This is a genomic window from Streptomyces sp. C1-1 (assembly GCF_050214755.1).
Lineage (GTDB): Bacteria > Actinomycetota > Actinomycetes > Streptomycetales > Streptomycetaceae > Streptomyces.
This window is the reverse complement of record NZ_CP189826.1, coordinates 6,247,506-6,271,308: the sequence shown is the minus strand read 5'-3', so window position 1 is coordinate 6,271,308 and position 23,803 is coordinate 6,247,506. Positions and strand designations below refer to the sequence as shown.

Annotated in this window: 19 protein-coding genes; 11 read left to right on the top strand and 8 right to left on the bottom strand. The window is 71.7% G+C overall.

The features are described from left to right. Nucleotide 1 precedes the first annotated feature (1 nt). A complete protein-coding gene (gene rbsK / locus ACQF4J_RS28655) occupies nucleotides 2-991 on the top strand; it encodes a ribokinase (protein ID WP_427167113.1) in 990 nt (329 codons plus the stop codon). After that, nucleotides 988-1,377, top strand: a complete 390-nt coding sequence (gene rbsD, locus ACQF4J_RS28650) for a D-ribose pyranase (protein WP_272174110.1) — start codon at nucleotides 988-990, stop codon at nucleotides 1,375-1,377. Before rbsK ends, rbsD begins: the two co-directional genes overlap by 4 nt. A gap of 179 nt (nucleotides 1,378-1,556) precedes the next feature. Here rbsD and ACQF4J_RS28645 read toward each other — a convergent pair whose 3' ends face one another. Further along, a complete protein-coding gene (locus ACQF4J_RS28645; RefSeq protein ID WP_351800359.1) occupies nucleotides 1,557-2,630 on the bottom strand; it encodes a TIR domain-containing protein in 1,074 nt (357 codons plus the stop codon). Between the two features lie 307 nt (nucleotides 2,631-2,937). On the opposite strand from ACQF4J_RS28645, the gene ACQF4J_RS28640 reads away from it, so the two are divergent. The 4 genes from ACQF4J_RS28640 to ACQF4J_RS28625 all read left to right on the top strand — a co-directional run bounded on the left by ACQF4J_RS28640 (nucleotide 2,938) and on the right by ACQF4J_RS28625 (nucleotide 10,603). Continuing rightward, the gene (locus ACQF4J_RS28640; protein WP_351800469.1) at nucleotides 2,938-4,083 is read left to right on the top strand and encodes an FxsB family cyclophane-forming radical SAM/SPASM peptide maturase; all 1,146 of its coding nucleotides are present in this window, start codon (nucleotides 2,938-2,940) and stop codon (nucleotides 4,081-4,083) included. Between the two features lie 266 nt (nucleotides 4,084-4,349). After that, nucleotides 4,350-5,657: an FxsC protein gene (gene fsxC / locus ACQF4J_RS28635; protein ID WP_427167112.1), complete on the top strand. Its 1,308-nt coding sequence runs from the start codon at nucleotides 4,350-4,352 to the stop codon at nucleotides 5,655-5,657. Between the two features lie 16 nt (nucleotides 5,658-5,673). Further along, nucleotides 5,674-9,609: an FxSxx-COOH system tetratricopeptide repeat protein gene (gene fxsT, locus ACQF4J_RS28630; protein WP_427167111.1), complete on the top strand. Its 3,936-nt coding sequence runs from the start codon at nucleotides 5,674-5,676 to the stop codon at nucleotides 9,607-9,609. Between the two features lie 196 nt (nucleotides 9,610-9,805). Next, nucleotides 9,806-10,603: a hypothetical protein gene (locus ACQF4J_RS28625; protein WP_351800350.1), complete on the top strand. Its 798-nt coding sequence runs from the start codon at nucleotides 9,806-9,808 to the stop codon at nucleotides 10,601-10,603. Nucleotides 10,604-10,724: 121 nt separating this feature from the next. Here the strand turns inward: ACQF4J_RS28625 and ACQF4J_RS28620 are convergent, their stop codons facing one another. Genes ACQF4J_RS28620 through ACQF4J_RS28610 form a run of 3 tightly spaced genes read right to left on the bottom strand, consistent with a single transcriptional unit; the run spans nucleotide 10,725 to nucleotide 13,866 of the window. Beyond that, a complete protein-coding gene (locus ACQF4J_RS28620) occupies nucleotides 10,725-11,525 on the bottom strand; it encodes a sugar phosphate isomerase/epimerase family protein (RefSeq protein WP_427168628.1) in 801 nt (266 codons plus the stop codon). 35 nt (nucleotides 11,526-11,560) lie between these two features. After that, on the bottom strand, nucleotides 11,561-12,712 hold the full coding sequence (locus tag ACQF4J_RS28615; RefSeq protein WP_351800344.1) for a dihydrodipicolinate synthase family protein: 1,152 nt from the start codon (nucleotides 12,710-12,712) through the stop codon (nucleotides 11,561-11,563). Beyond that, nucleotides 12,709-13,866, bottom strand: a complete 1,158-nt coding sequence (locus ACQF4J_RS28610; protein WP_427167110.1) for a Gfo/Idh/MocA family protein — start codon at nucleotides 13,864-13,866, stop codon at nucleotides 12,709-12,711. Before ACQF4J_RS28610 ends, ACQF4J_RS28615 begins: the two co-directional genes overlap by 4 nt. A 276-nt stretch (nucleotides 13,867-14,142) precedes the next feature. Between ACQF4J_RS28610 and ACQF4J_RS28605 the strand changes: the two genes are divergently transcribed. The 3 genes from ACQF4J_RS28605 to ACQF4J_RS28595 all read left to right on the top strand — a co-directional run bounded on the left by ACQF4J_RS28605 (nucleotide 14,143) and on the right by ACQF4J_RS28595 (nucleotide 17,174). Continuing rightward, complete coding sequence (locus ACQF4J_RS28605; RefSeq protein ID WP_351565701.1) at nucleotides 14,143-15,192, top strand: LacI family DNA-binding transcriptional regulator; 1,050 nt, start codon at nucleotides 14,143-14,145, stop codon at nucleotides 15,190-15,192. Nucleotides 15,193-15,397: 205 nt separating this feature from the next. Further along, on the top strand, nucleotides 15,398-16,330 hold the full coding sequence (locus ACQF4J_RS28600; protein WP_351800341.1) for a bifunctional helix-turn-helix transcriptional regulator/GNAT family N-acetyltransferase: 933 nt from the start codon (nucleotides 15,398-15,400) through the stop codon (nucleotides 16,328-16,330). A gap of 43 nt (nucleotides 16,331-16,373) precedes the next feature. Then, nucleotides 16,374-17,174: a sugar phosphate isomerase/epimerase family protein gene (locus ACQF4J_RS28595; protein WP_351565695.1), complete on the top strand. Its 801-nt coding sequence runs from the start codon at nucleotides 16,374-16,376 to the stop codon at nucleotides 17,172-17,174. On the opposite strand, the gene ACQF4J_RS28590 is transcribed toward ACQF4J_RS28595, so the two are convergent. Genes ACQF4J_RS28590 through ACQF4J_RS28575 form a run of 4 tightly spaced genes read right to left on the bottom strand, consistent with a single transcriptional unit; the run spans nucleotide 17,158 to nucleotide 20,572 of the window. Further along, entirely contained in the window at nucleotides 17,158-17,739 is a 582-nt protein-coding gene (locus tag ACQF4J_RS28590) for an RBBP9/YdeN family alpha/beta hydrolase (RefSeq protein ID WP_351565692.1), read from the bottom strand. The genes ACQF4J_RS28595 and ACQF4J_RS28590 overlap by 17 nt on opposite strands. Nucleotides 17,740-17,749: 10 nt before the next feature. After that, nucleotides 17,750-18,400 carry a GNAT family N-acetyltransferase gene (locus ACQF4J_RS28585; RefSeq protein ID WP_351565689.1) on the bottom strand — a complete coding sequence of 217 codons (651 nt, stop codon included), beginning with the start codon at nucleotides 18,398-18,400 and terminating at the stop codon, nucleotides 17,750-17,752. Continuing rightward, nucleotides 18,401-19,654: a 3-phosphoshikimate 1-carboxyvinyltransferase gene (gene aroA, locus ACQF4J_RS28580; protein ID WP_427167109.1), complete on the bottom strand. Its 1,254-nt coding sequence runs from the start codon at nucleotides 19,652-19,654 to the stop codon at nucleotides 18,401-18,403. Nucleotides 19,655-19,657: 3 nt separating this feature from the next. Then, entirely contained in the window at nucleotides 19,658-20,572 is a 915-nt protein-coding gene (locus ACQF4J_RS28575; RefSeq protein WP_351565683.1) for an EamA family transporter, read from the bottom strand. A gap of 88 nt (nucleotides 20,573-20,660) precedes the next feature. Here ACQF4J_RS28575 and ACQF4J_RS28570 point away from each other — a divergent pair, with 88 nt between their 5' ends. Both ACQF4J_RS28570 and ACQF4J_RS28565 read left to right on the top strand, forming a co-directional pair. Beyond that, entirely contained in the window at nucleotides 20,661-21,578 is a 918-nt protein-coding gene (locus ACQF4J_RS28570; RefSeq protein WP_385233023.1) for a LysR family transcriptional regulator, read from the top strand. Nucleotides 21,579-21,894: 316 nt separating this feature from the next. After that, a complete protein-coding gene (locus ACQF4J_RS28565; protein ID WP_427167107.1) occupies nucleotides 21,895-23,679 on the top strand; it encodes a glycoside hydrolase family 3 protein in 1,785 nt (594 codons plus the stop codon). The last annotated feature ends 124 nt before the right edge of the window (nucleotides 23,680-23,803 follow it).

Genomic DNA, 23,803 nt, shown 5'->3' with positions numbered 1-23,803 from the left:
CATGTACGACTACGACCTGCTGGTCGTGGGTTCGGCCAACGCCGACCTGGTCATCGGTGTCGAGCGACGCCCGGCGGCGGGCGAGACCGTGCTCGGCTCCGACCTGGCCGTCCACCCGGGCGGCAAGGGCGCCAACCAGGCGGTCGCCGCCGCCCGCCTCGGGGCCCGGACGGCCCTGCTGGCGCGGGTCGGCGACGACGCGTACGGCCGGCTGCTGCTCGACTCGCAGCGGGCGGCCGGCGTCGACACGGTGGGCGTGCTGGTGGGCGGGGCGCCCACGGGGGTCGCGCTCATCACCGTCGACCCGTCGGGGGACAACAGCATCGTGGTGTCGCCGGGCGCGAACGGCCGGCTGACCCCGGCCGACGTCCGGGCGGCGGCCAGCCTCTTCCATTGCTCGCGGGTGGTGTCGGCGCAGCTGGAGATCCCGCTGGAGACGGTCGTGGAGGTGGTACGGAGCCTGGCGGAGGGCAGCCGGTTCGTGCTGAACCCGTCGCCGCCCCGGCCGCTGCCGGCCGAGGTGCTGGCGGCCTGCGACCCGCTGATCGTGAACGAGCACGAGGCGAAGGTCGTCCTGGGCGAGGCGTGCGTGTCGGAACGGGCCGAGGACTGGGCGCGGCTGCTGCTCGCGAAGGGGCCGCGGTCGGTGGTGATCACCTTGGGCGCGCAGGGCGCTCTGGTGGCCTCCGCGGAGGGCGTGGAGCGGGTGCCTTCGACGAAGGTGGACGCGGTCGACACGACGGGTGCGGGCGACGCGTTCACGGCGGCGCTGGCATGGCGGCTGGGCACGGGTTCCGGCCTGGCCGAGGCCGCCGCCTACGCGGCCCGGGTCGGCGCGGCCGCCGTCACCAGGGAGGGCGCCCAGGAGTCCTTCCCGACGGCGGAGGAGGTCGAGTCCCTGTGCTGTGCCGGCCCGGGGGGCGACCCCCGGACCCCCGGCAGCGGGTCGGACGACGGGTCCGGCGCGGGCCTGCGAGGTGAGTCCCTGTGAAGAAGGCGGGGATCCTCAACCGGCATCTCTCCGGCGCGCTGGCCGAGCTGGGGCACGGGGACGGGGTGCTGGTGTGCGACGCGGGCATGCCGATTCCGGACGGCCCGCGCGTGGTCGACCTGGCCTTCCGTGCCGGGGTGCCGTCCTTCGCGACGGTGCTCGACGGCCTGCTGGCCGAGCTGGTTGTGGAGGGAGCCACGGCGGCCGCGGAGGTGAAGGACGCCAATCCCGGCGCCGCCGCCTTGCTGCAGGGCGAGTTCCCTCAGCTGGAGCTGGTCTCGCACGAGCGCCTGAAGGAGCTGTCGGCCGGAGCACGGCTGGTGGTCCGCACCGGGGAGGCACGGCCGTACGCGAACGTGCTGCTGAGGTGCGGGGTGTTCTTCTAGCCCCGCGCCCGGTGTGTGGGACAAATTCGAGGGGGCCCGATCCGTCGACCGGGCCCCCTCGGCTTTTCCCCTCCAACATCAGAACCCCCGCGATCCCCCCAGATCCCCCTCCAAGAGTCCTGACACCAAGTACGACTCGGTAGGTGAGGGAAGGGTTGTACGGGATTTCCAAGATTTTTTCAGACGGCCGGTCGGGTGAGGTAGCCGAGGAGCTTGCCGAGGAGACCCTCACCCGTGACGGGGTCGATCGTGTAGCGGGTGACCGATGTGCTGCCGGGGAATTTGGGCAGGTCGTCCGCACTGTGCTCGGGGAAGACGACCCGCAGGATGCGGCGATGCCAGGTCTTGGGGTTGTCGTGAGCGTAGTCCCAGATGTAGGCGCCCTCCCAGGTCGCGCCGAGCCCCTTGCCCTCGGCCTCCTTCTGCTCGACGCGCCGCTTGTAGGGGGCGGAAGCCACCATGACGATGAAATCGGCCTCCTCGCACTCCTCGTTGCACCAGCGGGCCCAGTTCTGGGGCTCGTCCTCCGCGTCGAAGTCCGCCCTGACGTCGACATGGTCACGCAGCAGCTTGACCAGGGAGCGGACCCGTTCGCGGTGCTCGGGGTCGTCCTCGTCGTGCGCGTACGAGATGAACACCCGAGGCCTCTTCGGGGCCGCCTCCGGCTGCCGCTGAGGCGGCACCTTGGCCACCGGGCCGGTTTCACAGCGCGGGAAGAGCAGTTCGAGATCGCGCAGTTCATCGGCGGACGCCACGGGCGGGCTGCTCTCGTCTCCGGCGCAGACGGCGGCGGCGATCCGGTCGACGGCCTGACGGTACGCCGCGCCGAATCCCTCGGCGGAGATGATGCCGTAGATGCCTTCGCAGGCGTAGCTGTCCGTGGCCTCGCCGCTCAGGATGGGCGGGAAGGGGACCCTGGAGGGCGGTACGGCGGGCCGCCAGCGCACCAGGACCCGGGCCGGTGAGTCAGGGGGGCGGAGCCGGGGGGCCACGAGGTGGAGACGGCGTTCGAAGAGCGCCCAGTCGGCGCCGCAGTCCTGGTCCCTGTAGTAGGCCTCCGAGCACAGCGCGACCAGGACCCGGGCCTCGGCGACCAGTGAACGGTTGGCCTCGCCCTCTCCGCCACGGCACATGGCCGCCCGGACCGCGCGCCCCCTGCGACGCCTCACGGCCATGGCCAGATCCCGGTGGAACTGCGCCGTGTAGGCACTGTGCTCGACCGCGGCGAAACTCGTGACGAAGTCGTAGGACATGCGCAACCCCTTCACTCCCTTTGCCCTGCGCAGCCGTGGTCACGCCAAAAAAGGTGCTGACGTTGGCCAGTTGGCTCCTCATCGGACACCGGTCGTTCCTCGTACGCTGAGCGGGGGGACACACATGGCCGCGCCGCTTGCAGCTCCGGCGTGGCCCGAGCCGACCCCCGGGCGACGATCGGGGGGCCGGATGCAGGGGACTTCGCCGAGCCTTGACACTACGTCAATGGTGGCCGTCTCGAACAGACGTGAGGGACCCACTTGGGACGACAGCACCCCACCCACAAATCATTGGCCAGAACCTCGGATATCCGTCACCGAAGACGGCCGGACAACCCTGCGGGCATTCGACCAATTCATCGTCAAGTTGAGCAGCCGGTGCAATCTTTCCTGCGACTACTGCTACGTATATGAATTGCGGGACTCGGGATGGCGCGAACGCCCCCGGATCATGCCCGCGCCGGTACGCGAACGGCTCGTGTCACGGATCACGGAACACGTGCGACGGCACCGACTGGACCGTGTCAGGGTGCTCCTGCACGGCGGGGAGCCGCTGCTCGCGGGACCGAGGGTGATCGCCGATCTCACCACAGCGGTCCGCCGGGCCGTACGCGCGGCCGGAGCCGGGGTGGAGTTCGCGCTGCAGACCAACGGCGTCCTGCTCACCGAGACCTTTCTGGACCTGCTACTGGATCTGGATGTTCAGGTGGGGGTCAGCCTGGACGGCCATGCGGAGGCGCACGACCGGCACCGTCGCGGGCCGGGGTCGCCGTCGCGGCCGGGCCCGGGCAGTCACGCCCGGGTGACCACCGCGCTCCGGCTGCTGGGCACCGCGCCCTACCGGCCGCTGTTCGGCGGTCTGCTGTGCACCATCGACCCTGCGAGCGATCCGGTGCGCGTCTTCGACGCCCTCGCCGCACACCGGCCACCGGCCGCCGACTTCCTTCTGCCACACGCGACTTGGGACCATCCGCCGACCGGCGCCGACGGCGGTGACCGGTACGGGGGGTGGCTGTGCGCCGTCCACGACCGGTGGCGGGAGACCGGGCGTCCGATGCGGATACGGCTCTTCGAGTCGGTCGACTCCCTGTCCCGGCACGGCGGAAGCAGCAGCGAGGTACTGGGCACCGTGCCGGCGGCGGCCGTGGCGATCGAGACGGACGGCACGGTGGCGTGGACGGAGTCGCTGAACGCCGTGGCGGAGGGAGCGGCCAGCACGGGCGGCACGATATTCAGCCACTCGTTCGACGCTCTGCTGAGTCTTGCCGGTGCGCCGGAGTACGGCGCGGGATCCCTGTGCCGCACCTGCCGCGAGTGTCCTTTGGTGCGCGTCTGCGGCGGTGGGCTGCGCGCCCACCGCTTCGGACGCGGCCGGGGCTTCGCCAACCCCTCCGTCTACTGCAAGGACATCTCCGCTCTCATCCGGCACATCGGGCCCCGACTGGATCGATGACCGCTTTTTCGGGACACCCGACCGAAAGACGGAGGCTACCAGCGCAAATGTGCGACGGTGCACGCCCTTTTGGGCGAGGGAATAGTCGATGTCGGGTTTTCGGGGGCGCCTGGAGGGCAAAACCCCATAACATAGGGACCAATTGGCGTGGGGGCGGCGTACAACTGAAACCTACCTGCGTGCCTCACGTCGATGTGAGTCCATGAGCAAGGACCAAGCCGTGGTTGCAGCAGGAGGCAGGCCCTTGGGGGGATGCGATGGGGCCGTTGTTCTTTACCAGCTACGCCAGCTCGACCGGTGACAGAGGGCCGGTCCAACGGTTCCACATCGACGTCCAGAACGAGATCTACAGCCTGCTGGGCCGCACGCCCTCCGCCGAGGGCCGGCTGAAGCGCCCCGAGCCCGCTGCGGACCCGGACATCGCCGTTCTGAACTGCCGCGCCCTCCTGGTCCTGTACTCGGCGGAGTACGTCGACGACCTTCAGTGCGCCAAGGAGTGGTCCGTCTTCACCGAGCGCATGGACCGCCGTATGCGACGCACGGGGGAACGCCCCGACTCACTGGTCGGTGTCGTGTGGCGTACCGACGCACTGGTGCTGCCCCGTCCCGTCACCGCCATACGGCACATCGTCGACGAGGAGTACCAGGGGCCCGGTGTGCTGGGCCTCCAGCAGGACCGGAACAGCCGGAACCGCTACCACGGGATCGTGCGCCGCGTCGCCGCGCTGCTGGTGCGGGCCGCCGAGTCGCCACCGCCGGTCATGTCCGAAGCGGAGGGCCGCGGTGTTATCCCGCGGTTCGGCCAGAGCCGGGCGGCAGCCCGCAGCAGGCCGACCGTCACGGAGCCGGAGTCCACGCGGGCAGCCGCGGCGGAACCGGCTTCCGGCCGGGCCGGCCGTCACGCGTTGCTCCTCCTGGTGGCCGGCACCCGCGACCGGATGCGGCACCTGCGCGAACAGGTCGACTGCTACGGGCAGTCGGCCGAGGAGTGGCGGCCCTTTCGCCCGTACAGCGAGGAGACCGTGACGACTACCGTCGGTTGGGCGGCCCGGGCCTGCGGGATCGACCGGCTCGGCGTCGTCGCGCCCGGCCGGGACGGTTCCTTACCCGACGACCTGGACGAGTCGGCGACGGTCCTCGTCGTCATCGATCCCTGGCTGACGGGTGATCCCGCGTTCCCCGCGCTGTGGGAGCGGATCGTGCGGTCCCCGGCGCGCTTCGCCGCAGTCATCGTCGTACTCACCCGCACGGACGAGGAGAGCACCGCCAACGCGACGCGGCTGCGCGAGTCGGTCTCCCGGACACCGGCGCGGGTGCTCGGCGCCGCGCACCACGAAGCGGGCAGCCGGGACGCGCTGGCACACATCGTGGCGGCCGTGCTGGCCGACGCCGCCACGCGCCCCGAGGCCGAGACCGGCGGTGCACGCGTCAGAACGGAGGACCTGTCCATCGAGAGCCCGGCCGAACGACGCGTCCGCAGACAGCGGGAGCGCGTCGGCTGGCTCAGGCACGGGGCGAACCCGTGGCCTTCGATTCTGAGCAGAACGCCCGGCGAGTCGCTGGGCCCGGGCTGAGCGCATGGGGCGGGGGATGAGTACCACAGGTTCAGCAGGTGCGGCCGGTTCGGCGAAGATAATCTCCTTCTACTCATTCAAGGGCGGAGCCGGCCGGACCATGGCCCTGGCCAACACCGCCTGGATCATGGCCAGCCAGGGGAAGTCGGTGCTGGTCATCGACTGGGACCTGGAGGCGCCCGACCTCCATCTCTACTACGGCACCTTCCTCCCGCTCTCCGACCTCACGTTCGCCGACGGTGTGCTGGACATGTTCTCCGCCTTCGCGGGCGCCGCGGCCGCCATGGGCGAGGCGGAGGACCTGCGCGCCCTGCACCCCGACCACACCGACGTCGAGCGCTACCAGGTCCGTCTCGAACACGACTTCCCCAACGGCGGCCGGCTCCACTACATGGGCCCCGGACGCATGGGCGACGACTACGCCAATCGCCTGGCCGAATTCGACTGGACCGGGTTCCACACCAGCGACGACGGCAGGGAATTCCTTCAGGCGCTGCGCGCGCGACTGCTCGACAGCGACTACGACTACGTCCTCATCGACAGCCGCACCGGCTTCTCCGACGGTGCCGGGATCTGCACGCTCGCCCTGCCCGACACCGTCGTCATCGCCCTCACCATGAACCGGCAGGCCATCCAGGGTGCCCGCAAGATCGCCGAACGCATCAGCCTGTCCTCCAGACCCATCGGGCTGCACGTCGTGCCCACGCGGGTCGACAGGGACGAGCAGGAGCGGATGTACCGGCGCCGCGACGAAGCGCGCCGGTCCCTCGACCCGTACCTCGGCATCGCCGACGAGGACACCCTCGCCACCTACTGGGGCCAGGTGAAGGTGCCGTACGTGCCCTACTACACGTACGGCGAGGAGCTCGCGGTGATGCGGGACGACCCCCGCGACACCGACAGCCTCCTCGCGGCGTACGTCAGGCTCGTCGACCGGATCACCGACGGTGCCGTACGGGAGTTCCAGCCGGTGCCGAGCGCCAAGTCCCGCGCGTACCGGCAGCAACTCGCCCAGCGGGAGCGGCTCGAGGCCGGGCAGGAGGCCGAGCCCTGCACGGTCACCATCCTGCACGCGCCCAACGACCAGCTGTGGGCCGACTGGATCGGCGAACTGCTGGCCCCGACCCGGATCCAGATCGTCCAGCCCGGCGAGAAGCCCGCCGACTCCTTACCCGACAGCACGTACGTCCTCGCCCTGCTCTCCCCGCATCTGGCGGGCACGCCGGCCGGTGAGACCGTCGCGCGACTCACCACGGGCGCGCCCGTCGGCAGCGGGCCGGGCGACCAGCAGGTCATCGGCGTGCGGGTGAGCACCGCGCGGCTCGCCCCGCACTTCGAGTTCGACTGGCACAACACCATCACCCTGGACGGCCAGAGCGAGGACTCGGCCCGCCGGGAACTGCTGAGCCACTTCGGGCTGTCCGCGGAGGCCGGGGAACCGGCGGCCGCATGGGCCGGCCCCCGTTTCCCCGGACGTCGGCCCGAGGTGTGGGATCTGCCCATGCGCAACGCCGAGTTCACCGGGCGGGTGGACCAACTCAACGCGTTGCGCGAGGGGTTCGACGGCTTGGGCGGGAGCTACTCGCCGCCTCAGGTGCTGTGCGGCCTGGACGGTGTCGGCAAGCAGCAGATCGCCCTGGAGTACGCCCACCGGTTCGCCTCGCAGTACGACGTGGTGTGGTGGGTGCCGGCCGCGGAGAACGTCCAGGACTCCCTCACCAGACTCGCCCGTGCGGTCAACGCCTCCGACGGCGGCCCGCGTCCCGGTGAGGACCGGCAGGCCCTGCTGGAGCACCTGCGGCAGGAGCGGCGCCGGTGGCTGCTGGTCTTCGACGGAGTGAAGGACCAGCAGGCGGTGCGGGACCTGATACCGACCGGCGGCTCGGGGCACATCCTGATCACCTCGGGCAGCATGGAGTGGGCCCCCGAGTACACGAAACACGCCGTCGGCCCCTTCACCCCCGAGGAGAGTGTGGCCCTGCTCAGCCGCAGGCTTCCCGGGGCGTCCGACGAGGAACTGCTGCGGCTCGCCGAGCGGCTCGGACACCTGCCGATCTGGGAGAAGGCCGCGGCCAACGTGCTGCGGGCCTGCCCCCAGGACATCGACCTCTTCATCGCGGAGCTCGACAGCCGCGGCACGGCCTCCCAGGAGGAGGTCTCGCCCGAGTACCGGGACTTCACCGAGGTCTGCAAGCTGGCCTACGAGGACCTGAAGGCGCAGTCCCCGGCCGCGGCCCGGCTGCTGGACCTGTGCGCCTTCCTGTCGCCGGATGGTGTGGGCATGAACGTCGTCACGTCGGACCGGATGCTGGACCTGCTGAAGCGGTCCGACCCCGAGCTGAACGACGCCGACTTCATCCTGCACCGCCACCTCAAGCTCCTGGGCGACCAGGCGCTCGCCCTCCAGGACCCCCGCCTGCGCACCCTCAAGGTGCCCCGCGTGGTGCAGGACCTCGTCCGCGGCTGGATGTCCGAGGAGGAACGCGACAGCACTCGCGCCGAGGTGCTGGGCGTCCTCGCCGCCATGGTCCCGAACGACCTGGAACGGCACCAGCCGGAGCACCAGAGGACCTTCGCCGAGCTCGACCGGCACGTCATGGTCTCCGGGGCCGTGGACAGCACCGAAACGGCCGTGCACCGCTGGCTGGTGAGCCAGGTGTACCACCGCTGGATGTCGGGCGACTGGAAGCGCGCCCGTGAGCTGGGCGAACTCGTCCTGGAGCGCTGGCGGCAGACGCTGGGCCCGGTGCACCTGATGGTGCTGCGCATGGAGTCCCAGCTGGGGGCGGCCTGCCGGCTCCTCGGCGACTACCGCAAGGCGCTGGAACTCACCGACCACGCGGCCGCCACCCTGCGGGCGACGGGCAGCAACGAGGCCGACATCCTGCTGGCCCGGCGCGGCTACGCGGCCGACCTGCGCGCGGTGGGCAGGTTCCGGGAGGCGTTCACCGAGGACCAGGGGACCTTCTCGGGGCTGAAGAGGGCCATCGGCGAGGACGCCAACGGAACGCTGGCCGCCTCCCACAACCTCGCCCTGTCGAAGTTCTACTTCGAGTCGGTCCAGGCCGCCGTCCTCCAGGAGCAGCAGGCGCACGAGTGGCGCGAGCAGATCGCGACCGAGAAGGACCCCAAGCCGTGGGTGTCGTACGCGTACCTGGGCACGTACTACCGGGAGATGGGCGACCTGGTCACCTCGGAGCGGTATCTGGCCGAGGCCCGCACCAAGCTGAACAGCCTGCTGGACTCCGGCTCCCACCAGACGCTGGGTGCCGTGGCCAGTCTGGGCATGACCATGGTGCGCCAGGGCGACGTGCAGCACGGCCTGCCGCTGGTCAAGGACGCGTACGTCGCCTACCGCGACACCTGGGGGGAGGAGCACCCCCGCACGATGTCCTGCCGGCTGTCCCTCGCCATCGGCCTGCACGCCCAGGGCAGGACCTCCGACGCCGTGGCCTACACCCAGGACGTGCTGGGCCACTACGTCGACGTGTTCGGCGCCGACCACCCCTTCACCGGCATCTGCCGCAGCAACCTCGCGCTGTACCTGCTGAGCTGCGGGGAGGCCGAGGAGGCAAGCGAGCACGCCGGCAAGGCCATGCTCCAGCTGAAGGACGCTTTCGACCGCAGGCACCGTTACACGCTGGTCGCCCGGATGAACCACAACAACTGCATGGCAGCACTCAACAGGCTGACCGCCGGGGAGCTGGCCCGCGAGGACCAGGAGATCTACGACGGCTGCAGCGAGCCGTCCGCGTGGGGCAAGAGCCACCCGGTCACGCTGACCGCCATGGCGAACCTGCTGGCCTCCCGTCCCCCGGACGACGGGGACCTCGCGGCAAGCCTCGCTCGCAAGGTCGCCGAATACTTCCCGAAGGACCACGGGCTCGCCAAGGCGCTGCTGGCCGAGCCGTATCTGAGGACCGGTGCCGATCTGGAGGTGCAGGGTGTCTGACCCCTCCTCGGCGCCGGTGTACGCCCCGGCACACGGACTGGACGGAGTGAACCAGAAGATGAGCGAGCTCGATTTACAGCTCCGTCAGTTGCTGCAGTCATGCGATCTGACACATCTGGCGTTCTACGAACGGGACCGGGCGAAAATGTTCGCCGCCGAAACTCCGAGGCCGCCGGGGGAATTCCCGGCGGAGCCGGTGTCACAGCATCTTGAGCGCGACGGGCGACAGCTTTTCTACATCCTGGAGGAATTGGCGCCCGATTTCGCGGAATTACGCACCGGCGCGCTCATACGCACGGTGGTGCGCGTGCCGAGCGGAGCGCTTCTCTACCATTCCGTCGCGGCCGACTTCCATCTCTGCTGCGCCACGCGCCAGGACCGGATCACCGAGCTGATCGCCCGCATGAACGAGGGAATGGACGACCTCCGGCCGGCCGTCCGTTACAGCATGCTCCACCGCCGCGCGTATCCGAGCAGGTACGCTGCCGCGGCCGCCGCTTCGGAGAAGCCGCCCACCAGCGAGCATGTCGCCGAGGCCGACGACGTCGGCGAAGGCAGCCCCTACACGGTGGACACCGCCGCCGACGAGGCCACGGGCATCACCGACCTGCTGCGGGCGGCCCTGGGCGTCCACGGCCTGCACTACGTCGCGTACTACGCCGCCGGTGTCCCCACCTGTACGGCCGACATCTTCCGCCACCCCGCGCTGCGGGGCCACTTCGGCTCCGCCACACCGCAGCAGCGGCGGGACAGGTACGGCCTGCTGGGACAGCTGTTCCCCGGCGTCACCGGCCGTATGAACACCTCCCTGCACGCACTGCTCGGAGGGGAGATCCAGCAGATCGTTCTGAACGTGGAACAGGGAGCCGTGTACTTCCAGCAGCTCTACGACCGCCACTACCTACTCGGCGTCTCCCTGAACCAGTCGCAACTGGCGGAGGCGGACCAGCACATCGAGCGGCTGGGCAGGGAACTGGCGGACGAACCGCGGTAGCCGCGGCCCTTCCAGGGTTCGAGGGAAGTCCGCGCGAACGGCCGCTCGGCGTCTTGGCACCGAACGGCCGTCGACACACCGGCTCATTGGACCCGGTGGCCCGCGCCTGCGCCTCGCGCACTCACCGGATCACGTGTTCCTTGAAACGTGCGGCCGTCTCGGCCAGCACCTCGCGCCCGTCCCGTGCCCAGAGGGCGTCGTTGAAGAGTTCGACCTCGATGGGGCCCGTGTAGCCGGCGGACTCGACGTACTGCTTCCACTCCCGCATGTCGATCGCGCCGTCGCCGATCTGGCCGCGGCCGTTGAGGACGCCCTCCGGCAGCGGGGTGGTCCAGTCGGCGAGCTGGAAGGTGTGGATGCGGCCGCCCGCCCCGGCGCGGGCGATCTGCGCGGGCGCGTTGTCGTCCCACCAGATGTGGTACGTGTCGACGGTGACGCCGACCTGGTGCGCCGGGAAGCGTTCCGCGAGGTCGAGGGCCTGGGTGAGGGTCGAGACCACGCAGCGGTCTGCGGCGTACATCGGGTGCAGCGGCTCGATGGCCAGGCGGACGCCGTGATCCTCGGCGTACGGGCCCAGTTCCGCGAGCGCGTCGGCGATCCGCTCCCGGGCGCCGTGCAGGTCCCTGGAGCCGGCCGGGAGGCCGCCGGAGACCAGTACCAGGGTGTCGGTGCCCAGGGTCGCCGCCTCGTCGACGGCGCGGCGGTTGTCGGCCAGGGCGGCGGCGCGCTCGGCCGGGTCGATCGCCGTGAAGAAGCCGCCCCGGCACAGGGTGGTGACCGTCAGGCCCGCGTCGCGGACCAGCTTGGCGGTCGCCTCGAGGCCGTACGACCGCACGGGCTCGCGCCACAGGCCGACGTTGCCGATCCCCAGTTCCCGGCAGGCGTCGACCAGTTCGGGCAGCGACAGCTGCTTGACGGTCATCTGGTTGATGGAGAAGCGCGTCAGGTCGAGGTCGTTCACTGGGTCACTCCGTACAGGGCGAGCAGGTTCCTCATCCGCTCCTCCGCCAGCTTCGGGTCCGGGAACAGGCCCAGGCCGTCGGCGAGTTCGTAGGCGCGGGCGAAGTGCGGCAGGGAGCGGGCCGACTGCAGGCCGCCGACCATGGTGAAGTGCGACTGGTGACCGGCCAGCCAGGCCAGGAAGACCACGCCCGTCTTGTAGAAGCGGGTGGGGGTCTGGAAGAGGTGGCGGGACAACTCGACGGTGGGGTCGAGGAGTTCGCGGAAGCCGGCGACGTTCCCGGTGTCCAGGACGCGGACCGCCTGCGCCGCCAGGGGCCCCAGCGGGTCGAAGATGCCGAGCAGGGCGTGGCTGAAGCCCCTGTCGTCGCCGGCGATCAGCTCGGGGTAGTTGAAGTCGTCGCCCGTGTAGCAGCGCACGCCCTGCGGGAGGCGGCGGCGGATGTCGATCTCCCGCTGGGCGTCCAGCAGCGAGACCTTGATGCCCTCCACCTTGTCGGGGTGGGCGGCGATGACCTGAAGGAAGGTGTCCGTGGCCGCGTCGAGGTCGCTGGAGCCCCAGTAGCCCGCCAGCGCCGGGTCGAACATCGGGCCCAGCCAGTGCAGGACCACCGGCTCGGCGGCCTGGCGCAGCAGGTGGCCGTAGACCTCCAGGTAGTCCTCGGGGCCGGACGCGGCGGCCGCGAGTGCGCGGGAGGCCATCAGGATCGCCTGGGCGCCGGAGGACTCCACGAGGGCGAGCTGCTCCTCGTAGGCCGCCCGGACCTCCGCGAGGGACCCGGCGGTGATCTGGTCGGTGCCGACGCCGCAGGCGATCCGGCCGCCGACCGCCCTGGCCTCGGCGGCGCTGCGGCGGATCAGCTCGGCCGCGCCCGCCCAGTCCAGGCCCATGCCGCGCTGGGCGGTGTCCATGGCCTCGGCGACGCCGAGCCCGTGGGACCACAGGTGGCGGCGGAAGGCGAGGGTGGCGTCCCAGTCGACGGCGGCGGGCGAGTCGGGGGTCGTGTCGGCGAACGGGTCGGCGACGACGTGCGCCGCCGAGAAGACCGTACGAGAGGTGAAGGGGGCGCCGGGGGTGACGGCGAACGGCTCGGGGCGGGGCTCGTACGTCCGCAACCCGCCCGTGCTGTCCGGGAGTCGGATGGTCACAGCTGGATCTCCGGTACGTCGATGCGGACGCCCTCGGCCGAGGACTTCAGGCCCAGCTCGGCGAGCTGGACGCCGCGGGCGCCGGCGAGCAGGTCCCAGTGGTAGGGGGCGTCGGCGTAGACGTGCCGGAGGAACAGCTCCCACTGGGCTTTGAAGCCGTTGTCGAAGTCGTCGTTGTCGGGGATCTCCTGCCACTGGTCGCGGAAGGAGTAGGTGGCCGGGAGGTCGGGGTTCCAGACCGGCATGGGGGTCATGGAGCGGTGCTGGACACGGCAGTTGCGCAGGCCCGCGACGGCGGAGCCCTCGGTGCCGTCGACCTGGAACTCGACGAGTTCGTCGCGGTTGACGCGCACGGTCCAGGAGGAGTTGATCTGGGCGATCGCGCCGCCGTCGAGCTCGAAGATGCCGTAGGCGGCGTCGTCGGCGGTGGCGTCGTAGGGCTTGCCGTTCTCGTCCCAGCGCTGCGGGATGTGGGTGGTGGCGACGGCCTGGACGGACTTCACGCGGCCGAACAGCTCGTGCAGGACGTACTCCCAGTGCGGGAACATGTCGACAACGATGCCGCCGCCGTCCTCGGCGCGGTAGTTCCACGACGGGCGCTGGGCGCTCTGCCAGTCGCCCTCGAATACCCAGTAGCCGAACTCGCCGCGCACGGACAGGATCCGGCCGAAAAAGCCGCCGTCGATGAGGCGCTTGAGCTTGAGCAGGCCGGGCAGGAAGAGCTTGTCCTGGACGACGCCGTGCTTGATGCCCTTCTCGTGGGCGAGCCGGGCCAGCTCCAGGGCGCCCTCCAGGCCGGTGGCCGTCGGTTTCTCGGTGTAGATGTGCTTGCCCGCCGCGATCGCCTTCCTGATCGCCTCCTCGCGGGCCGAGGTCACCTGGGCGTCGAAGTAGATGTCGACGGCCGGGTCGGCGAGGACCGCGTCGACGTCGGTCGAGATGTTCTCCGGGGCCAGGCCGTGCTGCTCGGCGAGCGCCCTGAGGGCGTGCTCGCGGCGGCCGACCAGGATCGGTTCCGGCCACAGCACGGTGCCGTCGCCGAGGTCGAGGCCGCCCTGTTCGCGGATGGCCAGGATCGAGCGGACCAGGTGCTGGCGGTAGCCCATGCGTCCGGTCACGCCGTTCATGGCGATACGCACCGTCTTGCGTGTCACGTCATTCCCTTCGTACGCGGGGTCCGCGCCGCGTACGCCCCGTCTTTCACTGATGAGCGTCACAGCAAGCGCTTTCTATGACATAAGAAGCTAGCCTCTGACCAGCGGTCTGGACAAGACCGTGACGGGGTCGAGTTGTTCGAGGGGGCGAACAACCGGGGGGTGTGGCCGTAAGGTCTGGTCGAAAACCATGGCAGGGGTCCCCGCGAAACCGTGGCCGTGGCCTGTGCGTGTACAACGAGGTACGACGATGATGCGCGACCGGAGGACGACGAGATGACGGTGACCCTGGCGGACGTGGCGGCCCGCGCGCAGGTCTCGCCCGCGACGGTGTCGCGCGTGCTGAACGGGAACTATCCCGTGGCCGCCTCCACCCGTGAGCGGGTGCTGAAGGCCGTGGACGAGCTGGACTACGTACTGAACGGGCCGGCGAGTTCGCTGGCCGCCGCCACGTCGGACCTGGTGGGAATCCTCGTCAACGACATCGCGGACCCCTTCTTCGGGATCATGGCGAGCGCCATCCAGTCGGAGATCGGCGGTCCGGGCGGCCGGGCCGGCGGCGAGCGGCTGGCGGTGGTCTGCAACACCGGCGGTACGCCGGAGCGCGAGCTGACGTATCTGACGCTGCTGCAACGGCAGCGGGCGGCGGCGGTGGTGCTGACCGGTGGAGCCGTGGAGAACGAGCCGCACGCGGCGGCCGTGGCGGCGAAACTGCGCAAGCTGGCCGAGGCCGGGACGCGCGTGGTGCTGTGCGGGCGTCCGCCCGCGCCGGAGACCGGGGCGATCGCGCTGACCTTCGACAACCGCGGGGGCGGGCAGCGGCTGACCGAGCACCTCATCGGGCTCGGGCACCGCAGGATGGGTTACATCGCAGGCCCGGAGGAGCGGACCACGACCCGGCACCGGCTGGAGGGCCACCGGGCGGCGCTGGCCGCGGCGGGCATCGAGGAGGACCCGCGCTGGACGGTGTGGGGGCGCTACGACCGGCAGGCGGGATACGAGGCCACGCTGGAGCTGTTGCGCCGGGACCCGTCGCTGACGGCCGTGGTCGCGGCGAACGACTCCGTCGCGCTGGGGGCGTGCGCCGCCCTGCGGGAGTCGGGGCTGCGGATTCCGGAAGACGTGTCGGTCGCCGGGTTCGACGACCTGCCGTTCAGCGTGGACGCGGTGCCGGCGCTGACGACCGTGCGGTTGCCGCTGGCGGAGGCGGGGGCTCGGGCGGGGCGGATCGCGATGGGGCGCGAGGAGCCGCCGCCCGGTGGGATCGCGACGGTCCGGGGGGAGCTGATGGTGCGGGGATCCTCCGGGGTGCCGCGGATTTCTTGAGGCGCCGGCCGTCGTGAGGGGGCCGGGGTTTGTGCGGGCGTCTGCTGGGGGCCGCCGCCCTCAGCAGACGCCCGCTTCGGCCCTGAACGGGCCTCGTCCTCAAACGCCGGACGGGCTGAAAACAGGGGGTGGCCGTACGGAGGTGGGGGGCATACCCTCGGGTCACGGGTATCTCTGACTCAGTCAACCATCCGGGGCGACGACCATGACCGTTCAGGACATCCGGGCGTTCAACCGCTTCTACACGAACGTGATCGGCGCGCTCGACTACAGCCGGCAGCTGTACGCGCCGTACACCCTCACCGAGTCCCGTGTGCTGTACGAGCTCGCGCACTCGCCGCGGACCGACGCGGCCGATCTGCGGGGCGAACTCTCGCTGGACGCCGGGTATCTGAGCCGCATCCTGAACAAGTTCGAGGAGGCCGGGCTGATCGAGCGCACCACCTCCGCGTCCGACCCCCGGCGGCGGCACGTCACCCTCACCGAGAAGGGCCGGGAGACCGCGTCACTGCTCGCCGAGCGGGCCGACGAATCCGTCGGCGCCCTTCTCGCCACCGTGCCGCCCGACGACCGGCCCCGCCTGTCCGAGGCGATGCTGACGGTGCGGACGCTGCTGTCCGACGGGCGTCCGCCGCGCCGGGAGGACGTCCTGCTGCGCGAGCCCGCTCCGGGCGACCTGGGCTGGATCGTGCAGCGCAACGCCGCGCTGTACGCCGCCGAGTTCGGCTGGAACGCGGACTACGAGGGGCTGGTCGCCAGGATCGTCGCCGACTTCGCCGAGGACCACGACCCGCACCTGGAGCGGGTATGGATCGCCGAGCTGGACGGGCGGCCGGTGGGGTGCGTGATGTGCGTGCGCGACGAGGCCCCGGCCACGGCGCGGCTCAGGTTGCTGCTGGTCGAGCCGGAGGCCCGCGGGCTCGGCGTCGGCGACCGGCTGGTGCGGGCCGTGATCGACTTCGCGCGCGGCGTCGGCTACCACGAGCTGGTGCTGTGGACCAACGACGTCCTCGCCGCCGCCCGCCGCATCTACCAGCGCCACGGCTTCGTCCTCGCCGCCGAGAAACCGCACCGCTCCTTCGGCAAGGACCTCAACGGCCAGGACTGGCGGCTGGACCTGGACGGCACACGGGAGTGACACGGCAGGGTTGCTTCGGGGATTACCGGTGACAATAGGGACCATGCGACTGGCCTTCTCCACCCTCGGCGTCCCCGGCCTGCCCATCCCGGACGTGGTCCGGCTCGCGGCCACCCACGGCTACCACGGCGTCGAGCTGCGCGCCCATCCGGAGGAACCCGTCCACCCCGGCATCGGCGCGGGCGAACGGGCCGACGTGGCGGGCGAGTTCAAGGCGGGCGGCATCGAGATCCTGGGCCTCGCGGGATACGCGCGGGTGGCCGCGCCCGGCGACGACGGCCCCGTGATCGACGAGATCCGCGGACTCCTCGACCTCGCCCACGACCTCGGCGCCCCGTACGTCCGGGTCTTCCCCGGCGCCGACCGTGAACAGACCCGCGAGCGGGCCGACGCCATCGCCGCCCGCCGGCTCGGCACCGCCGCGGAGTACGCCGGCGACGTCGGCGTACGCATCCTGCTGGAGACCCACGACTCGCACCGCACCGCCGCCGACGCGATCCGCATCCTCGGCCTGGTCGGCCACCGGCACGTCGGCGCCCTCTGGGACGTCATGCACACCTGGCTGGGCGGCGAGCAGCCCGCCGAGACGTACGCGGCCCTGTCCCCCTACCTCGGCTATGTCCAGGTCAAGGACATCGCCTCCGCCGACGACACGACCCCGCTGCCGCTCGGCGCCGGCGTGCTGCCGCTGTCCGACACCGTGGAGGTGCTCTCCCGCCACGAGTGGGACGGGTGGCTGTGCTGGGAGTACGAGAAGCGCTGGTACGAGGAGGCGGCGCCCCTGGAGGGCCTGCTGGAGGCGGGCCGCGCGCACCTGGGACGTCTGCTCAACGATTCGGCGTGATCCGGGCGGCCGGGTCCAGGCACCAGTCCAGGACCGCGGGCCAGTCGCCGTAACCGGCGTCCAGGTCGAGGTGGGCGGCACCGGGGAGGACGTCGGTGGGGATGCCCAGGGGGTCTCCGTAGAGTTCGCGGGCGCCCTCCGGGCAGTAGGGGTCGTCGTTGCCGGCGACCAGCCGGGTGGGGGCGGGGAGGGTGAAGTCGAGGGCGGGCGGCGCGAACGCGGCGACTTCCGGGTGGCGCAGCAGGACGGAGGCGGCGGGCGGGGCGACCAGCAGGACGCGGTCGACGGCGCCGTCCCGTACCAGCCCGCGCGCGACGGCGTGCAGCCACAGCACCGCGGAGGCGCTGTGCGCGACCACGACACGCTCGGCGTCCGCGCGCAGTCCGGCCAGGTGGCGGGTGAGCTCCGACAGCCAGGTCTCGAGGTCCGGGTCGTCGGGGTCGGGGAGCTGGGGGTACGTCACCGGGTGGCCGAGCGCGGTGAGGCGGTCGGCGAGGCGGTGCTGCCAGTGGGCCTCGGGGCGGTGGTTCTGCCAGCCGTGGAGGATCAGGACGTGCGAGGTCATGGGTTCACCTTCATGCTCGGGATCGTGGTGCCCGGGCTCGCGTCCGGAACCCCGCCACCCGCTTCTCCAGTCGTTCGCGGCACCGCGGCCACTCCTGTGCCGTGATGGAGAAGATCGCCGAGTCGCGCAACCGGTCCTCCTCCCCCGGCGCCCAGGACCGCGACCAGTTGCGCAGGACGCCCTCGAAGCGGGCGCCCACGCTCTCGATCGCCGCCCTGGAACGGCTGTTGCGGGCGTCCGTCTTCAGGTCGACCCGCGACACGCCCCACACCTCGAAGGCATGGCGGAAGAGCAGCAGCTTGGCCTCGGCGTTCACGCCGGTGCCCTGCGTGGAGCGGGCCAGCCAGGTGAAGCCGACCTCGACCGCGTCGAGCCGGTCGTCCGTGTGCCAGCAGCGCGGCTCCCAGTACGCCGTCGCGCCCACCGCCCGCCCGGTGGCGCGTGACACCTGGGCGTACGGCGCGAGCCGCCCCGTCGACGCCCGTTCCAGTTGCGCGTCGATGTAGGCGCCCACCTCGTCGGCCCTCGGCACCCAGGTGAAGCCGTAGGTGTCCCGGTCCTCCTCGGCCGCGGCGGCGAGGTCGGCGGCGTGCCGGGCCGCCAGCGGTTCCAGGCGCACCGACTCGCCCTCGAGCAGCGGGCCCCGCAGTTCGTACCCCACTCAATCCTCCAGCCCGCTCGTCAGCCGTCCCGCGAACTCCGCGAACGCCTTGTGAAAGCCGGGGAAAGTCTTGCGTACGCAGTCGGGGTCGTCGAACGAGATTCCCGGCACGCGCAGCCCGGTGACCGCGAAGGACATGACGATGCGGTGGTCGCCGTACGACGTGATCTCCACGGGCGTGGGCGGCGTGCCCGGGCGGATCTCGATCCAGTCCGGGCCGGTGGCCACGTCCACGCCCAGCCGGCGCAGGTTGTGCGCGCAGGCCTCCAGCCGGTCGCACTCCTTGACCCGGGTGTTCGCCACGTCCTCGATGCGCACCGGCCCGGAGGCGAAGGGTGCGATCGCCGCGAGGGTCGGCATGGTGTCGGAGATGTCCCGCATGGCGACCGTCAGCCCGCGCAGTTCGCCCGTGCCGCGGACGGTCGTGGCGTCCGCGCCGACCGTGACGTCCGCGCCCATCCGCCGCAGGACGTCGACGAAGCCCAGGTCGCCCTGGAGCGCCCCCCGGCCCAGGCCCGGGACCGTGACCTGCCCGCCCGGTGTCACCGCGGCGGCCGCGAAGAAGTAGCTCGCGGTGGAGGCGTCGGGCTCGATCGGGTAGGTCGTGGCGCGGTAGCCGCCCGGCGGGACGCGGAAGACGTCGCCCTCGCGGTCCACCTGCGCCCCGAACGCCCGCATCATCGCGACCGTGATCTCCACGTAGGGGGCGGACACCAGGTCCGTGACCCGGATGCGCAGGCCCTCGCGGGTCAGCGGGCCGAGCAGCAGCAGCGCCGTCAGGTACTGCGAGGACTGGCCGGCGTCCAGGGTGACCTCCCCGCCCGCGACACCGGCCGCCCGGACCGTGAGGGGATGGTGGCCCTCCGCCTCCTCGTGCCGCAGGTCCACCCCGAGGTCACGCAGCGCGCGGGTGAGCGGCAGCAGGGGGCGGCGGCGCATCTGGGGCGAGGCGTCGAAGCGGTACGTGCCGTGCCCGGTCGCCGCCAGTGCGGGCAGGAAGCGGGCCGTCGTGGCGCCGTCCCGGCAGTACACGTCCGCCTCCCTCACGGCGGGGCCCTGCGGGCGGCCGTCGACCTGCCAGGCGTCCGGGGTCCTTCCGACCCGGTAGCCGAGCCGGGCCAGGCCTTCGGCGAAGCCCTCGGTGTCGTCCGAGCGCAGCGGCCGTACGAGGGTGGTGACACCGTCGGCCGCGGCGGCCAGGAAGAGGGCGCGGGCGGTGATGGACTTGGAGCCGGGGATGTCGACAGCGGGCATGGTTCATGATCGGCCGAGCGCCGGCTCGGGCGCTGCCGCGTCCACGGGATGGACCGCTTCCCGTCGCCGCCCGGTCACCGACGCGAGGCCGACGCCGCCCACCAGGAGTGCCGTCGCGCACCAGCGCGGGCCGCTCACCGACTCGCCGAGGAACAGCGCCGCCGACGACATGCCGAAGACCGGCACCAGCAGGGAGAAGGGCGCGACCGTCGACGCCGGGTGCCGGCGCAGCAGCCAGCCCCATGCGCCGAAGCCGAAGACCGTCGTGATCCAGGCGACGTAGACGACCGTGCCGGCGCCCTGCCAGTCGAGGGCGCGCAGGGCGTCGTAGTCCCGGGACGGGCCCTCCAGGAGGAGGGACAGGGCGAGGAGGGGGAGGACCGGGACCGTGCTGACCCAGACCATGAAGTTCAGCGCGTCGGGCGGGGCCGCCTTGCGGGTGAGGACGTTCGAGACGCCCCAGCAGGCGGCCGCGCCGATGACGAGGGCGAACGCGCCGAGCGGGCCCGACGTGCCCTCGTCCACCGCGGCGACGGCGATGCCCGCCAGTGCGACCCCCATGCCCACCACCTTGGTGCGGGACGGGCGTTCGCCGAGCGCGACGAAGGCCACGGCCGCCGTGAACACCGCCTGGATCTGCAGCACGAGGGACGACAGGCCCGCCGGCATCCCGGCGTCCATGCCCACGAAGAGCAGGCCGAACTTCGCCACTCCCAGCACCAGCCCCACCGCCAGCACCCACTTCCACGCCACCTTGGGACGGCCCACGAAGAAGACCGCCGGGAGCGCCGCCGCGAAGAAGCGCAGGGCGGAGAAGAGCAGCGGCGGGAAGTGGGCGAGGCCGATCTCGATGACGGTGAAGTTCACGCCCCAGACGGCGGCCACGAGGACGGCGAGGGCGAGGTGCGCGGGTCTCATGCGTCGAGCATCACTTCCCCCGACCGTGAAGCACCAGCGATGATTACTGCATGGTCGGATGAAGCAACGCTGATGAATGGGGGTTTCCGTGCTCGATCTGCAGCGGCTGCGCGCCCTGCACGCCGTCTCCGTCCACGGCACCGTGGGCGCGGCGGCGGCCGCGCTCGGGTACACGCCCTCCGCGGTGTCCCAGCAGATCGCCAAGCTGGAGCGGGAGACCCGGACCGTGCTGCTCGAACGCGAGGGGCGAGGGGTGCGGCTGACGGCCGAGGCGCACCGACTCGTCGATACGGCACAGGAGTTGCTGGCCATCGTCGAGCGGGCCGAGACCGAGCTGGAGGAGCGGCGCGGGATGCCGGCGGGGCGGCTGACGATCGCCGCGTTCGCGTCGGCCGCGCGCGGGCTGATGCCGGCCGTGCTGGCCGACCTCGCCGCCCGGCATCCGGCCCTGGACGCCCGGCTGTCCGAGATAGACCCGCATCTGTCCGTGGACCTGGTCGCCAAGGGCGCGGTCGACCTGGCCGTGGCGCACGACTGGGACATCGCGCCGATGCCCGTGCCGCCCGGCGTGGAGCACGCCGCGATCGGCGACGACCGCAGCACGCTGCTCGTGCCCGAGGGGCATCCCTTCGCCGGGCGGGAGTCGGTGCGGCGCGAGGAGCTGGGCGGGCAGCGGTGGGTGTGCCAGCCGCCGGGGCGGGTCTGCCACGACTGGCTGCTGCGGACGATGCGCGCGGCCGGGCACGAGCCGGAGATCGTGCACCAGGCCGACGAGAACCCCACGCTCGTCGCCCTGGTCGCCGGCGGCCTCGGCATCTGCCTGGTACCGCGCCTGGGCCGCGGCCCGCTGCCGCCCGGGGTCGTCGAGGTCCGCCTGGACCCCACCCCCGTGCGGCACCTGTACGCCCTGTGGCGCACGGGAGCCGCCCGTCGTCCCGCGATCGCAGAGACCGTACGCACTCTGCAGGAGAAGTGGCCGGAAGTGGCGGCACTCCCGTCCCGCTGAACCCTCCCCCACCAACTTCCGGGATTCGCGCGGAAGGCGGGAACCCACCCCGAACACGGTTCGTCCAACTCGCAGGCTGCCGGATGAGTCTCCGCGGTGCGGTGTCGGCCCTCGCTGCTGGCTGCGATCGCTGACCCACCCTCTCCGCCGTACTGCGGCCGGCAGCACAGCCGCCATCGGCGCGCCCCCCTCCAACAGCGCCGATGGCGGCCCCTTTTTGATCTAGCGTGCGCAGTGTCTTGACTGGCAGAAACTTTCTGGATATCTCATCTCCACGGAAGTTTCCTTCAGCGGATCTTCTCCGGAAGGAGCGCACGTGCCCTCCAGACGTACCGTCCTCGCCGCGACGATGGGTGCCACCGCAGCCCTCGCCGTCGGCGGCACCGCCCGGGCCGACGACGACCGGCTGCGTGCCCTCGTCTCCCGCATGACCCTCGAGGAGAAGGTCGGCCAGCTCTTCGTGATGCGGGTCTACGGCAACTCCGCCACCGACCCCGCCCAGGCCGACATCGACGCCAACCTCAAGGAGATCGGCGTCCGCACCGCCGCCGAGCTGATCGCCAAGTACCGCGTCGGCGGCATCATCTACTTCACCTGGGCGCACAACACCGAGAACCCCCGCCAGATCGCCGCCCTGTCCAACGGCATCCAGCGCGCCTCCCTCGGCCTGCCCCGCGGCCTGCCCGTCCTGATCGCCACCGACCAGGAGCACGGCATCGTCTGCCGCGTCGGCAGGCCGGCCACCCTGTTCCCCGGCGCCATGGCCATCGGCGCCGGCGGCTCCCGCGGGGACGCCCGCACCCTCGGCCGTATCTCCGGCGGCGAGCTGCGGGCCATCGGCATCAACCAGGACTACTCCCCCGACGCCGACGTGAACGTCAACCCCGCCAACCCGGTCATCGGCGTACGGTCGTTCGGTGCCGACCCGGACGCGGTGGCGGCGCTGGTCGCCGCCGAGGTCCAGGGGTACCAGCGCTCGCGGGTCGCCGCGACCGCCAAGCACTTCCCGGGGCACGGCGACACGGCCGTCGACAGCCACTACGGCTTCCCCGTGATCACCCACAGCCGGGAGGTCTGGGAGAAGCTGGACGCCGTTCCGTTCCGGGCGGCGATCAGGGCGGGCATCGACTGCGTCATGACCGCGCACATCCAGTTCCCGGCCCTCGACGACTCCGGCGACCCGGCGACACTGTCCCACCCGATCCTCACCGGCATCCTGCGCGGCGAACTCGGCTACGACGGGGTCGTGGTGACCGACTCCCTGGGCATGGAGGGCGTCCGCACGAAGTACGGCGACGACCGCGTCCCCGTGCTCGCCCTCAAGGCCGGCGTCGACCAGCTCCTCAACCCACCGGACCTCGCCGTCGCCTGGAACGCGGTCCTGAAGGCCGTACAGGACGGGGAGCTGACGGAGGCGCGGCTGGACGAGTCGATCCTGCGCGTCCTGCGGCTGAAGGCGAGGCTGCGGCTGTTCGACGACCCGTACGCGCGGGAGGCGGACGTGGACCGCCGGGTCGGCACGAAGGCCCATCTGGAGGCGGCCGACCGCATCGCCGAGCGTACGACGACGCTGCTGGTCAACGAGGGCGGTCTGCTGCCGCTGTCCCCGCGCACCCGGAAGAGGGTCCTGGTCGTCGGCGCCGACCCGGCCTCCCCCTCCGGCACCACGGGCCCCCCGACGGGCGTCCTCGCGGCGGCCCTCACCGAACTGGGCTTCACGGCGACGGCGTTGTCGACGGGCACGGCCCCGTCCGCGGCCACGGTCGCCAAGGCGGTCGCGGCGGCGGGGGACGCGGACGCGGTGGTCGTCGGCACCTACAACCTCACCGCGACCGGCTCCCAGAAGACCCTGGCCGAGCAGCTGGTGGTGACCGGGAAGCCGGTGGTCGCCGTCGCCGTCCGCAACCCCTACGACGTGGCCCAACTCCCCTCCGTACCGGCCTTCCTGGCCTCGTACTCGTGGACCGACGTCGAACTGCGGGCGGCGGCCCGGGTGATCGCCGGGAAGGTCGCGCCGCGCGGACGGCTGCCGGTGCCGGTGCAGCGGGCGGACGACCCGGCGCAGGTGCTGTACCCCATCGGATACGGACTGTCGTACTAGAAGGGGCGTAGGGCTCGTACGTCGCACAACCGGCGTACGCCCCCCAAGGGGCCCAAAGCATCCCGCGCGTCTGGCGTGCGCCCGCTGTGGCGGGTCACGCTGGGCGGGGGGTATGTGGGGGGAA